Raw genomic sequence first — 13,648 nt, 5'->3', positions numbered from 1 at the left:
ACGGTGAGTCACATATGGTGTCGTTGACCTTCAAGCTGATTTGATCAACAACGCCGTCATCAAGCCAAAAGGTCAGAGAACCACGGTTAATGATTGGTTGTATTGCTTCCTGGTTGTTTTGTCACGAAGTTGAGGTATTGGGCTACGAGAGGGAGTGGACGGAAGTGAGCAGATAGTAGGTTCAGGATTTAGATCCATTAAATTACGCAACAAAGCAACTTTAATATGATCGCAACTTTCCTTAAGCGAGCCCTAATAATCTCAGCAACAAGGTTTGTTGCACTGTCTCTCGCAATGGTCGATATGATCATGTTAGGGCATACAAATATGGTGGCAGTGCAAGATTACACCTTGGCTTCACAAGTCGCTCAGGTTTTCGTTATCTTGGCTGTCGTACTCAGTATTGGTATCAATATTGTCATTGGACAGAACAAAGAGGCACCTCGTCAAACTGCTCAAGAAATACTTGGATATTCAATATGTCTTGGCGTGATTTTACTTGTTATAAGCCTTCTTGTGGGCCAATTTTTTGATGCTACAATCCACGCAACTCAAAGTTATTTTATACTTTCCATTAGTATTTTTCCGTTGGCTATTTATGTTGGATTATGCAACATTTTAGAAGCACAAGGCTTAGAGAAAAAAGTGCTAGCGGTAACAATAGCCAGTGCAATAGCGAATATCGCTTTTAACTATATCGCAATAGCTAACATAGATAATGCTTCTGTAGCGGTATCAATATCAACCCTAGCAATACGTGTTTTAACCTTATTGCCTGTCATATATCTAGGTTTCAAAAATCAGCTCATCGCTACGCCACGATTCAACAAAGAAAAGGTCGGAATACTTGTTAATTTTGGTCGCACAGAAGCATTAACCAGTATCTGCTTCACTGGTGGTATTTCAATTTTAGTTCTTACGTTTGCTAGCCTTTATAGCCAAGAGCATACTGCGTATCTTGGATTTGCCCTCAACTTTATGAATAGCTTTTCCGTGCTCTATGTAGGGTTGGTGATATCTCTGTCCATTTCACTCTCTCAAATGGACAAATCCTCTAATGAACCTTACTCAATGCTCACAATTATGTTCGGTTATATCCTCGTGAGTGCATTTGGGTTAATTTTACTTGCTGAGGCTATTTCTCAGATCTATACACCTACTGCAACAAATGAATTGGTAAAAGCATTAAAACTCTCTGTCGCAGTGATCGCAATTGATGGTATTGCTCTTGTGTTTATATCTTGGTTAAGAGTTAGAGGCTTTTCTCAACTCCCGCCGCTATTTCGACTTGCAATGATCTTTGTTGGGCTGCCAGGAGCTTTCTTTATTAGCGCTTTCGATAATCCTGTTCTCAATGTCATCTTTTTCATGGCCCTCGGTAACCTTATCGCTGCTCTAGCGTCAATGGTCTATTTTGTGTTTCGTATCAAGCATAAATCTGAAGCTCTTTTAGGAGCTCATCAGTAGATACATTTCTCTACTTCCATACCGCGAGCACAATCTAAAAGTGCTCGCGTCTCTCTTAGTGATCGGAACCTAAAAGCAAACCGTAACGATTTAAATACAAGTGCTTAGCTATTTATCGTCGTTCACACCGAGGGAGCCACACATGGACAACAGGATCACCATCATTGAGTTTCTTAGAGTATTCGAGTTCATTCGCTCTTCAGGGGAACAACTGAACAACAAATATCAAGTTGGTGAGATGATAGCTTGGCATGATTACGATGGTTACACCTGTTGGCTAAGCTACAAAGACGTCACCGTGACACTGATGTTTCATGGTTCGCTGAAAATTGAGTACGACAACGCGTCAAACTACTCTGAATTCATCCACCATTGTCTGGGAATACTCGCCACGGAACCTTCTGCGGACTAATGAGCAATGGAGTAAATCATGAACGAGGCAAACTTCACAGCGTACCATCTGCATAAGAGAATAACGCCTTTATGGTTAACCCTCAGCGTATCGTTGCTATGGTCTGCAACGTCAACAGCAGGAACAGAGATGATTGATTTCACGCAAGCAAGCGAACACCAGAAATGGTCTGCAATCAACGATAATGTAATGGGTGGCATTTCAACAGGTGGGCTCATTTACGATGGCAAGCAGAGCCTATTTAAGGGAGACCTATCATTAGAAAATAATGGTGGATTCAGCTCAATAAACCGCTCTCTTGAATCGTTAAATCCCGCGGTTAACAACGTAGAATTATCCTTTGTTGGTGATGGACGCACCTACCAGTTAAGGTTCACCACATGGAAAGACGGCTATAAAACCAACTACAAGCACAGCTTTGAGACCATCCAAGGCGAGCAACTCAAGAAAGTGTTCAGACTAGAGGACTTTCAAGCCGTGTTTAGAGGCCGATTACTCAACAATGCACCAGAACTCAAAGCTCAAGACATCAAACAGTTCGGCTTTTTGATTGCAGACAAACAGCCTTTGCCCTTTGAATTAAAACTGCTTCAGATTCAATTCAAAGCATCCGAATAAATTGGAAAGATCACAGATGAACAAAGCCCCAGACACCGGTCGCTTTGCAAACAATGTCTGGGGCTCTTCTTTTCAAGCGTCAAGACTCAACCAATGCTCAAGGGTTCAAAACGCCTATATTCTAGGTCATTAACATTTAGTATTTGATGGCAGTTTTACCAATCGATGCACTGCTTTCAATACGTTGGTGCGCCTCTTTCAGCGTATCTGAACTCAAACCATTCAGTGTTGTGGTTAGCGTAGATTTGATACGCCCCGCATCAATCAAGCTCGCCGTTTGGAACAAGATATCTTGCTGCTTCTGAATGTCGTCGGTGTTGAACAGCGAACGAGTAAACATCAGCTCCCAAATGAAGCCTACTGACTTACCTTGTAGTGCAGAGAGGTCAATCTCAGTATCAAACTCAACAATTGAACTGATCATGCCTTGCGGCGCAATCAATTCTACCATCGCATCCCAGTGACCTTTTGTGTCCGCAACATTGAAGATGTAATCCACATACTGGATGCCTTGCTCACGCACTGATTCAACCAAGTTACGGTGGTTCACTACGTGGTCTGCACCCATGTCTTTTACCCACTGCTCGGTTTCAGGTCTTGACGCTGTCGCAATAACATTAAGGTTAGTTAATTGCTTCGCTAGCTGAATAGTAATAGAGCCAACACCACCAGCACCGCCAATGATCAGGATAGACTTTTTCTCTTCAAGACGAACACGCAGGCGATCAAATAACGCTTCCCACGCAGTGAGCGTTGCAAGCGGCATAACAACCGCGGCTTCATCCGTTAAGCTTTGTGGCGCTTTAGCTGTGATGCGGTAGTCAACGGCTTGGTATTCTGCGTTAGCGCCCATGCGTGTTACGTCACCCGCATAGTACACACGATCGCCTAACTCGAAACCTTCAACGTTTGTGCCTTTGCCAACCACTTCCCCAACAGCGTCGTAGCCCAACACTTTTGGTTGCTCAAGTGTCTTATCTTTTGCGTTGCGAATTCGGATTTTTGCGTCTGCAGGGTTGATAGAAGTCGCACTCACTTTTACTAGTAAGTCATTCTCTTTTAGTGCCGGCAGGCTCGTTTCAAATTCAAACAGGCTTTCTGGTTCTGTAATCGCTAGCGACTGAGTAAATCCGATGGCTTTCATTGTAGATGGTAGTGACATGGTGCTTCTCCTTAAATTCGATAATTGAATCTTAGAGATTTCTCACTTTAGATAAACAGCCTAATGTTTGAATTATTATCAAATTATTTTTGATAATAAGGTGTATATACGCAAGCAAAATACTAAGATTAACCACAGCAAAATGGCCAAACTTATGGCGAATAGAGCAACCGATTCACGGCTCAGAACAGGGAAATGACATGCTTCTTGAAGACTTACAAGTAATTTTAAAGGTAGCGGAGTTTCGCAGTATCACAGCAGCCGCCACTAACCTAGACATGCGCACAGCAACGGCAAGTGCGGCAGTGAAACGCGTTGAAGCGGCACTCGGTGCAGAGCTTTTTGTAAGAACTACTCGTCATCTTCGTCTCTCTCCCGCTGGAGAAAGATATTTACCAGAGTGCGAACAAGCGTTGAAAATGTTGGACCAAGCGAAACTCAATATACGCGAGGAGCTTGGTGTCATTGATGGCGAAATTCGAATCGCGCTTTCATCAGATTTAGGGCGAAACCTCGTCATACCTTGGCTAGATGAGTTTCTATTTGATTACCCTCAAGCGACACTTCGAACGAGCATCAGCGACAGTAACATCGACTTTTATCGTGATTCTGTGGATATGGCGCTGCGTTATGGTTCGCCAACTGATGCCAACATGTATGGCTTCAAAATTTGTGATGTGCCAAGAATATTATGTGCTTCGCCTGAGTATCTCGCAGAAAAAGGCAGCCCAGACCATCCAAGTGATTTGGCTGAGCACAACGGACTGCTGTATCAACTCCATGACATGTTACAGGATGAGTGGGTCTTTAACGACGGCACCCAAGACCACAAAGTAAAGCTCAAAGGGAATCGTGCATCCAATGACGCTGACCTAGTTAGGCGATGGTGTGTTGCAGGAAAAGGTATCGCGATAAAGTCTTGTTTGGATATGTCGAGTCATTTGCTGTCTGGCGATGTGGTCAAAATCATGCCTAACTATGAGCCGACACCGACAGAGCTTTGGTTGGTGTGCCCAAGCCGTCAATCCATCACGCCAACCGTTCGTTTACTGAGAGATTTATTCCGTGAGAAAACGGCGGAGATCCTTTCCCAGCTCAATAAGCAAGGTGTCATCAACAGCTAAGCATCTTAATGCTGAATTTCAAACTGGATACAAAAAAGGCGCTAGCGAACAATTGTTCACGAGCGCCTTTGCGAATGACCTATCACCAGATGTGGCAAACTGATTCGCTTACTTTAGAAGATATTTAGTTATTCTTCGATGATGTCGCAGTCAGCACAACACTGAAGCGCTACTTCATGTTCGAACTCAATCGTGTCTTTGCCGTCTTCAAGCAGCTCTGCGATCTCGTCAGCGACTTCTTGCTCATCATCCGCCTCGATTTCACCTTCAAGCTCTTCTTCTGAATAACCAAAGAAGTTCAACAGCAGGTACTCGCGAGCTTCTGCTTTAGTGCACACAACGTTCGCAGTAAGGTCAGGGGTAATCTCACCTTGTGCTAGTGTTTCAGTCAGTTGCGCTAAAACCACCTCTTTCATCGCTGGCGTTAACCAACCAAGATCTGTGCTTACTGTCGTTTTTTTGCAGTCAAAACAAGGCAGTTGGTGAAAGTAGTATTGAAACGTAGTCATAAGTAATATCTTCTTTAAATGTGGTATAGCGAGATTATGCGCGTTTTTTAGCAAAATACTATCTCAATCACAACTCCGAATGACTGAATAGCTAGCTGTCGGTCAATAATTGCTTCAAACAATCACTACCTAAATCGCTACACACATCGGCGTATTCGAAATCGGATCGCGGAATACTTTCGCATTTAGGTCAAACACATCATCAAGTAACGCCTCTGTCATCACCTCGTCGGGCGAGCCTTCTGCCACAACACTACCCTGCTCTAACACCACCAAATGATCGCAGTAACGACACGCTTGATTTAGATCGTGTAGTACCACTACCACCGTTTTGCCTTTGGCGTTCATCTGTTGCATCAAATTCATTAGCTCCACCTGATGCGACATATCTAAATACGTGGTTGGCTCATCAAGCATAACGATGTCCGTATCTTGTGCTATCACCATTCCGATCCACGCTCTTTGCCTTTGTCCCCCTGATAATGATTCTACTGGCTTATCAGCATATTCAAGTACGCCTGTATCACGCATCGCTTGCTCAACAATGGTTTGATCGTCTTTTCCTAACTTTCCCCAGTGAGATACATAAGGAGAACGTCCATATTCGACCAATTTTCTAACGGTAATACCTTCCGGGCTAACTAGGATTTGTGGCAGAAGCGATAAAGAACGTGCAAGCGCTTTATCGCCATAACTTGATAATGGTTTACCTTCAAACGACACCTCTCCCGACATCGGTTTATTAATTCTTACCAAGGTTTTTAACAAAGTGGATTTACCACATCCATTGGGGCCAATTAATGCGGTAATTTTCCCTTTAGGGATTGAAACCGTGAGGTTTGGGATGATCGTTTGTTTGCCGTACGCGACGGAAAGATTCTGCGTTTTTAGCATGGTTACCAACCTCGATAACGATAAAGAAGAAAAATGAAATAAGGTGCGCCAATCACTGACGTCAGTACGCCGGCAGGCAATTCGATTGGAGGGTTCAAACCTCGTGCGAGTGCATCTGCGCAGGTGACTAAAATGGCCCCTAATAAAGCAGACGCGGGGATTAGCAACTTGTGATTATGCCCAAACAATAAGCGCGCTAGGTGAGGCGCCAATAGCCCAACGAAACTGATTGTCCCGGCTACTGACACGCTGACACTTGCGAGTAACACTGCTGCCAACAATGCGAGAACCTGAATCTGTTTGGGCTTAATACCCAAGGTAGTCGCACTTTCCTGACCCAGTCCCAACACGTCTAATCGCCAAGCGAGCCATAATGCCATTGGTAATAGTAAAACCAACGCCCCCCAGATAAATGGGACTTGCTGCCAGTTCCTACCCCAAAGGCTACCTGTGAGCCATACCATGGCTGTATTGATCTCGATAGGGTTAGTGACGAGTAAGAAATCAATACAACTGGCCAGAAACGCACTTACTGCAATACCAATTAATGCCAGTTTGGCTGGTGTTGGCTTAGACCACCATGCCAATAAGGCAATCAATCCAGCTGCAAAAACACCACCAAACATCGCAAATATAGGAAGCAAACTCACCGGCGCATTAGGAAACCAAACCAAACTCGCTGTTGCAGCAAGGCCTGCTCCGGCGCTAATTCCCATCAAGTCAGGAGACGCCAGAGGGTTACGTATTACACCTTGTACTAACACGCCTGAAAGCCCTAACCCTGCACCGACACTGATTGCGAGTAACATACGTGGCAACCGATACTGTTGGATAACAAAATCGTCACTAGAGAAAGCAATCAGATGTTCCATCACTTGAGAAATAGAAAGTGATGCAGCCCCAACAAACAAGCTAGAAAAGGCCATCAGCATAAGCAGCCCAAGCAATAACAATAGCTTCGCATTATGATGCATTAAGACCTCCTCGTAGCTATGAGAACAAAACAAGGTGTCCCTAATAAAGCGGTAATGACACCCACTGGCGTTTCTGTCGGGAAAGCAATAGCTCGCGACAACGCGTCTGACCAAGATACCAATGCAGCACCAGCCATAGCGGAAACGGGAATTAAAACATGGTAATTATGCCCAACCATAGGACGAACTAAGTGGGGAATTAACAATCCGACAAAGCCAATAGGCCCGGCAATAGCGACACTCGCGCCTGCCAGCAAAACAATGGTCACACTACAAATGAATCGCGTAAGGCGGATGTTACTGCCTAGCCCAACCGCAACCTCCTCACCAAGCGCCAGTAAATTAAGGTTGCGCGCCAAGCTAATAGCTAACCCTAGCCCAACCATTATCGGGGGCCACAACATTCGCCATTGTTCATCATCCACCGTAGATAATGAGCCTGTAAGCCAATGCAGCACGCTATAAGCCATATCGTCGGCAAGAATCAATGCTGCTCGAGTCAACCCAATCAGTAGTGCTGTAATGGCTATGCCCGCTAAAACCAAGCGCAAAGGGTGAGAACGTGCGGAAAAAAAACCACCGAGGATCATCACAGCACCGCCACTTAACGAGGCACCGATAACAGCATTAAGAATTGGATTTAGTTCACTGACAACAGGCACGCCTATGGCAGCTAAAGCCATAAAACAGGCAGCACCAGAATTAATACCAAGAATAGAAGGAGATGCGAGTGGGTTTCTTGTTAAGCCCTGCATCAATAGGCCCGCAACCGCTAGACTCGCTCCAATCAACAACCCAGCATAGGTTCTTGGCGCTCTCAAAGTCGCCAAAATTTGATGAGTCATATTGCTCGTATCAAACGCAAACCAATAGCCAACTAAGTCATTAAGAGTCAGAGAAAAGTTGGACCATCCCAGCATCGAAGCCGCATAGCCAGATAGCATCAAACACAACACTGACAACGTAAATACAGTGGCTCGCCACGGTAATATTGTCAGCTTTCGCTTTCCGCTAGAAGTCAATATCGTTCTCATGATCGTTCCAAGATCTGCTCTAGATTTTTCGCCATCTGTTCAGCCGCTAGCATGCCTCGATTTAATGACCAAAGTGCTGGTGACACTTCAACAACTTGACTATTTTTTGCTGAAGTCATTAGGTTGAATAACGGGTTGTTCTCCCAATCGTTGATCACATTAGGATGCGAGTAAGCGCCCAATAGCAGCCAGTCCGGATTGGTTTTTAGCAGCAACTCAAAGCTTGTTGGCAAATACGCTTTTTCAGTAAGCTCTTTAATCGGGCTCGCAATTCCCAATGTTGTCAGTACTCCTCCAGCATAAGATGCAGGACCATGAAGCCACATTCCTTTATCCGATACGACAGCAAACTGGACGGTTTGCTTTAGAGAGAAGTGGCTCTTGAAGCCGAGCATAGCTTGATGATGTTGTTGAATTCGTTGCTCCATATCTGATTGCTTATCAAGAGCAACACCAATTTTGAGCGCTGATTCCAAATTTTCTTGATAAGTTTCTCCTCGGCTTTTTAATAGCAAAGTCGGTGCAATTCGCTGTAGATCTTGATACACAGCTCGATGACGTTCCGCATCTGCGATAATCAAATCAGGCTTGAGCACAGCAATAGCCTCTAGACTAGGTTGAGATCGCATGCCAACAGACTGCCAAGGATCAACCAAGTCTCGTACTGCTGGAATCACTCGTGTCACATCATTATCGTCGGCTACACCAACGGGAGAAACGCCTACCGCGGCTAATGCATCAACAAATGAGAATTCCAGCACAACAATACGCTGTGGCGTGGTGTTAATCTCAAACTGACCTTGCTCATCTTGGATGACTCTTGTTTTGGCCAAACTCGAAAATGAAATTAAACACATCACCAATGCAGCAAGACTTAACCATAATCTATTCATTGGGCGTAATGTATTCGTTGAAACTGGTTGAGAGTCGTTTCCCATATTAAATTATCCTCTAACGCTAGAACCGTGAAAGTCGCCAAGGGTATTGGCGACTTTTATTCGTTATGATTTTCAATTAATTACTGATTAGAACTGGTAATTCAGATCCAAGGTATAAGATCGCCCTGGCGCCGGATAGCGACCAACAGGGCTGGTATCAATGCCTCGGAAGTAATAGTCCTCATCAAACAAGTTGTTGACAGCGAAGTTCATGCGCAGGTTGCTACTCTCATCCTTGTATAGATCGGAGCCCAAATTGAAGTTCCATACCATATAGGCTGGGACTTTGCCCGTCGCCCCGATAGCATCCTCGTCACTCGTGTTCGCATTGTCAGAGTATGACTCGCTGAAGTAGTAGCCAGACAAGGTGGTATCTAGCTTGCTAAATGCGTAAGTCGCATCCCAGCTAAATTGATGTTTTGATGTGTAAGGCAGTTGATTGCCCTTGTTTGCACCGTCTTCTTCAATCGTTGCGTCTAGGTAGTTATAGCCCGCCCCTAAGCTCAGAGCCTGAAGAGATTCCAGCGTGTAACGGCCGGAAAGCTCAACACCTTGGTGGAGTGTTTTTCCAATATTGTCGAAAGTTTCAGTCGCTTTTTGCCATTGAAGCTGATCTTCAAAATCGATTCGGTAAAGCGCTACGTTGAAACTGGTTGAATCTTGGTTGTAGCGAGCACCCAACTCATAACTCCATGCAAGTTCACTGCCCTCTTCACCTTTACCACGGATGTAAGCAATTTGTGGTGCTCGCAAAGATTTCTGAGCATTGGTATAACCTACCCATTGCTCAGTTAAATGGTACGCCACCGTTAAACCAGGCAACCATTCTGTGACTTTGTTATTTGTCTTTTCCGCCTTACCTAGATCGTAAAATGCCATATCTATTGATTCATATCGAATACCAGGTGTTACCTTTAACACATCATTAAACAAACCAATTTCGTTACTGATATAGCCAGCATAAGCGTCGGTGTCTAAGTGCCAGTCACGTGGGGTCGTTGTCAAGCCACCAGCAATCGGCGTTTGAGTAAGCTTGTAATCGATATCTTCGTTGACGTAGCGAGCCCCAACAATTACGTTTTGGGTCACTGTATTGCCGTCAAAATAGATCGCGAGTTTAGGCTCTACCCCATACACCTTAAATTCACGTGGTGACGTACGAATATCAGTCGATGGCTGCGACGGATCAGACCACGCCACATCTTTAGTACTGTTGTAACCCCACTGGAAGAAACGCTCAGAACGATGGCCAAAGGTCAGTACTTCCAGCTCGGCACTATCAGCAATATTCAAATCATGTAAATATTTTAAGCTCCAACGCGTCGATTTACCTTGGTACTCATCATAAGGGCGCTTGGATTGTGTACGGTCTTTCTCGTAATCTTCTGGCGATAAAGCACCCGGCATTTGCGTGTCAGCATCATAACGCTGCACGAAAGCTTGTAGTTCTTGAGTATCACTCAGCAACCACTGTAACTTAGCTTGGAAGTTCTTAACGTCTGTATCGGAATGTTCACGGAAACTTTCCCCTTTTAAGAAGTTACCTTCCACTTGAAGTGCCAGCACATCATTCAGCCAACCACCAGTACGCAGATAAATATCGTTCAACGGGGTATCGCCATCTTCAAAAACGGTTAAGCGATTACTCATTTCCGTTTGCCATTGGTAAGGAATAGGCTTGGTCACTAAGTTGATCACACCACCCACGTTGTTTGGCCCGTACTGAACCGCCGCACCACCACGCACAATATCAATACGATCAAGCATCGAAAGCGTCGCTGGGAAGATAGATTGTCCAGTATGACCATAAGGCGCTAGAGTAAGCGGCACACCATCCATTAGAAACTGAGCATGACCACTTCGACTTGCCTTCAAACCACGAACTGAGATGTTAGGCAGAACACCGGTGCCTGTTTCATCTTGAACCTTAATACCAGGAACACTTTGAAGAGCAGAATCAACCGAAAGCGTACCCGTTTTTTTAATCTGTTCATTGGTCAAAACGGTACGAGCGCCAGGGTACTCTCTCACGTCCTCGAGCTCTGAGTTCCCTATCAAGCTACCGGTAACGACGACCGTTTCCATGGTTGTTGTTTGAGCTTCAGACGCTGCAAGTACGCTCATCGAGGTCACGGAAGTGATGGCTATTGCAAGAGCACTTAAGCGCAACTTTTTGTGCGATTGAGCACAGGGGTTACCATCCAAATTCTGGTAAGGCATGAAAATCTCCTAAAAAGGCAGGTTAAGGTCAAAGGCGCTACCATCGATTCGATATGTCCTTTGACCTTTTGGGCTAAACGGCCTCGAAATAAGGCCAAAACCGTTCGCTATTTGCTAGCAAACAAAAGTGTTTATAAAAGATCTTATATTCAGAACTGATAGCCATAGCTGAGCATGAATTCAGCTGGTGCACCGTAACCAACCTGGTTGGTGCCAGACTTACCATTGGTTGTTCCGAGAATGTATTTCTCGTTCAGCACGTTGTAAGCATTCGCTTGGACTTTGTGACGACCGGTGGTGTACGCCGCCATCAAATCAACCGTGGTGTAATCCCCCAATGCGACGGCTTCGTCATTACCCGCATAGCGGTCGCCGACATATTTCACACCGCCACCTAAACGCCAGTTGTCGTCTAGCTGGTAGGTACTCCACAGTGAGAACAAATGATCAGACACGTCGTTAGGTTTCTTGCCTGTCTCTTTGTCTTCAGCATCGAGGAAGCTGTAGCCAATCGAAATATCCCATTGCTCAGAAATCTGGCCGCGAGCTTCCAATTCAATGCCTTGGTGACGCGCTTCAATCTTGTTGACGACATCCCCGTTAGTGTTGGTTTCAGGCTGTTCTTGATCAATTTGGAAAAGCGCTGCATTGAGCATCAAGGCGTTATCCAATAGGTAGGCTTTTGCACCGACTTCCTTTAGATCGGTATGGAAGAACTCCGCTAGCTTCGGATTGATATAAATACCTGAGTAAGGTAATTGCCACGAACGAGCTAAGCTTGCGTAGACCGACGTGTCATTATTGATTCGGTAAACCAAACCACCACGGTAGCTCACCTTGTTATCATCTAAGTGCTCTTTAGCTGATCCTGCCTTTTGTTGTTCCAGTTCCATTGAGTCGTAACGTACGTTACCTATTACTGATAGGTCGCCAAAGGTATAAACATCTTGAATGTATACGCCAGCGGTCGTTGTGGTGTTATCACGGAACGGTTTAAAACCCGGATCAGGTGTTGGTCCAGCAACAGGGTTGTATATATCATTTGGAGGTAGAGTTTTATCGCTTGCAAGCGTAAGGTCGATATTGATTTGATTGTAGTCTGCACCAATCATCATTTGATTAGAATCGGTTTCCCAAACGAGTTCCGATTGCAAGGTCGTCGTGGTACGTGGGTCGTAGCCGAAGTTGTTCACGGTTTGAGAGACTTGATCCCCTGTCACCGTTCCTTGACGCGTGCCCTTTTGTTCTAGCTCGATATGATTGTAAGCAGCACGGTTGGTCCATGACCACTCACTGTTCAAAAGCCACTCGTAATTAACGCCAACACGAATGCTATCCGACTCTTGGTAATCGTTGGTACCACCGTAAAAAGTACTTTCAGAAACATCGACTGGTTTACCATTTTTGGATGGAACACCACGATAAGGCACTAATTCTTGGTGAGCATATTCAACATCGAGATCAATAGTGTGTCCATCAGAAGGCATCACTCGAATCGTTGGGGCAATAAAGAAATCGTTAGAATCCACATGATCGACGTAAGAATCGGCTTGGCGATGCTCCACATTGATACGGCCATTAACCTTGTCTGAAAAAGCCATTGAACTATCAACTTGTCCAACAAACTGGCTGTTGCTGCCCACACTACCATTTACATTGGTGAAGTTTTCACCCTCTGCACGCTTAGTGACTAGATTAATGATACCGCCAGCAGAACCTCGACCATAAAGCGCACCAGCCGGGCCTTTAACAATTTCAACGCGCTCAATGTTTGCGAGGCTTCGGTATGACTGTAAGGTCCCATCATCACGCATACCATCACGATACATGTCATTGAGTGAGTCAAACCCACGGATAACGAACTGGTCTCGGCTACCTTCGCCTAGGGTATTATTGACGCCAGCTACACCATCGAGTGCATCCACTAAACGTACCGCGCCTCGGTCTTCCATTTCTGTCTTCGTGACCACAGATATTGCTTGTGGTACGTCCAACCATTCAACATCTGTCTTGGTTCCTGACTGAGGCATATGTTCTGCATATCCTTCGTATTGGTGACCAATAATTTGCAATGTTTCATCCACTTTGGCTTGTTCTTCAGCCACTGCATTTGGTACGCCAACGACCACCGTCAATGCCCCTCCAATCGCGAGAGCAAGAGGAGATAAGTTCAATCTGATATCCATTTTCTAATTCCGTTTTAATTTATAAATTCTCAACAGCGCGAATGAAAACAAATATCATTTATGTTTGCAATATATATTTTTTGATCTATATTTGCCCGGCAATATGCAAC

12 protein-coding genes are annotated in these 13,648 nt (G+C 45.0%); 4 read left to right on the top strand and 8 right to left on the bottom strand.

The genetic code is table 11. From position 1 onward, the window contains the following. The first annotated feature begins 225 nt into the window (after positions 1 to 225). The 3 genes from JC606_RS14730 to JC606_RS14720 all read left to right on the top strand — a co-directional run bounded on the left by JC606_RS14730 (position 226) and on the right by JC606_RS14720 (position 2,497). Positions 226 to 1,467, top strand: a complete 1,242-nt coding sequence (locus JC606_RS14730; RefSeq protein WP_198778867.1) for an MATE family efflux transporter — start codon at positions 226 to 228, stop codon at positions 1,465 to 1,467. A gap of 142 nt (positions 1,468 to 1,609) precedes the next feature. After that, positions 1,610 to 1,879 (top strand): DUF3081 domain-containing protein, encoded by a 270-nt coding sequence (locus JC606_RS14725; RefSeq protein WP_198778866.1) that lies wholly within the window; start codon positions 1,610 to 1,612, stop codon positions 1,877 to 1,879. Positions 1,880 to 1,897: 18 nt separating this feature from the next. Beyond that, the gene (locus tag JC606_RS14720) at positions 1,898 to 2,497 is read left to right on the top strand and encodes a CIA30 family protein (protein ID WP_198778865.1); all 600 of its coding nucleotides are present in this window, start codon (positions 1,898 to 1,900) and stop codon (positions 2,495 to 2,497) included. Positions 2,498 to 2,633: 136 nt separating this feature from the next. Here JC606_RS14720 and JC606_RS14715 read toward each other — a convergent pair whose 3' ends face one another. Beyond that, positions 2,634 to 3,659 carry a zinc-binding alcohol dehydrogenase family protein gene (locus JC606_RS14715; RefSeq protein WP_198778864.1) on the bottom strand — a complete coding sequence of 342 codons (1,026 nt, stop codon included), beginning with the start codon at positions 3,657 to 3,659 and terminating at the stop codon, positions 2,634 to 2,636. Positions 3,660 to 3,859: 200 nt separating this feature from the next. Between JC606_RS14715 and JC606_RS14710 the strand changes: the two genes are divergently transcribed. After that, positions 3,860 to 4,783, top strand: a complete 924-nt coding sequence (locus JC606_RS14710) for a LysR family transcriptional regulator (RefSeq protein WP_137406759.1) — start codon at positions 3,860 to 3,862, stop codon at positions 4,781 to 4,783. Between the two features lie 128 nt (positions 4,784 to 4,911). Here the strand turns inward: JC606_RS14710 and JC606_RS14705 are convergent, their stop codons facing one another. The 7 genes from JC606_RS14705 to JC606_RS14675 form a co-directional block, all read right to left on the bottom strand. Then, complete coding sequence (locus JC606_RS14705; RefSeq protein WP_198778863.1) at positions 4,912 to 5,292, bottom strand: hypothetical protein; 381 nt, start codon at positions 5,290 to 5,292, stop codon at positions 4,912 to 4,914. Positions 5,293 to 5,421: 129 nt separating this feature from the next. Continuing rightward, on the bottom strand, positions 5,422 to 6,186 hold the full coding sequence (fecE, locus tag JC606_RS14700) for a Fe(3+) dicitrate ABC transporter ATP-binding protein FecE (protein ID WP_137406757.1): 765 nt from the start codon (positions 6,184 to 6,186) through the stop codon (positions 5,422 to 5,424). A 2-nt stretch (positions 6,187 to 6,188) separates the two neighbouring features. Further along, positions 6,189 to 7,160: a FecCD family ABC transporter permease gene (locus JC606_RS14695; RefSeq protein ID WP_137406756.1), complete on the bottom strand. Its 972-nt coding sequence runs from the start codon at positions 7,158 to 7,160 to the stop codon at positions 6,189 to 6,191. Then, the gene (locus JC606_RS14690) at positions 7,160 to 8,194 is read right to left on the bottom strand and encodes a FecCD family ABC transporter permease (RefSeq protein WP_198778862.1); all 1,035 of its coding nucleotides are present in this window, start codon (positions 8,192 to 8,194) and stop codon (positions 7,160 to 7,162) included. Before JC606_RS14690 ends, JC606_RS14695 begins: the two co-directional genes overlap by 1 nt. Then, positions 8,191 to 9,132, bottom strand: a complete 942-nt coding sequence (locus tag JC606_RS14685; RefSeq protein ID WP_198778861.1) for a Fe(3+) dicitrate ABC transporter substrate-binding protein — start codon at positions 9,130 to 9,132, stop codon at positions 8,191 to 8,193. Before JC606_RS14685 ends, JC606_RS14690 begins: the two co-directional genes overlap by 4 nt. A gap of 87 nt (positions 9,133 to 9,219) precedes the next feature. Next, entirely contained in the window at positions 9,220 to 11,352 is a 2,133-nt protein-coding gene (locus JC606_RS14680) for a TonB-dependent receptor family protein (RefSeq protein WP_198778860.1), read from the bottom strand. Positions 11,353 to 11,501: 149 nt separating this feature from the next. After that, positions 11,502 to 13,538: a TonB-dependent receptor gene (locus JC606_RS14675; protein ID WP_198778859.1), complete on the bottom strand. Its 2,037-nt coding sequence runs from the start codon at positions 13,536 to 13,538 to the stop codon at positions 11,502 to 11,504. Positions 13,539 to 13,648: the final 110 nt, after the last annotated feature.

The organism is Vibrio sp. IB15, assembly GCF_016406055.1.
In the GTDB taxonomy this organism is placed as follows: domain Bacteria; phylum Pseudomonadota; class Gammaproteobacteria; order Enterobacterales; family Vibrionaceae; genus Vibrio; species Vibrio chagasii.
Note: the sequence above shows the minus strand (reverse complement) of the source record. Positions and strands in the feature narration are given on the sequence as shown.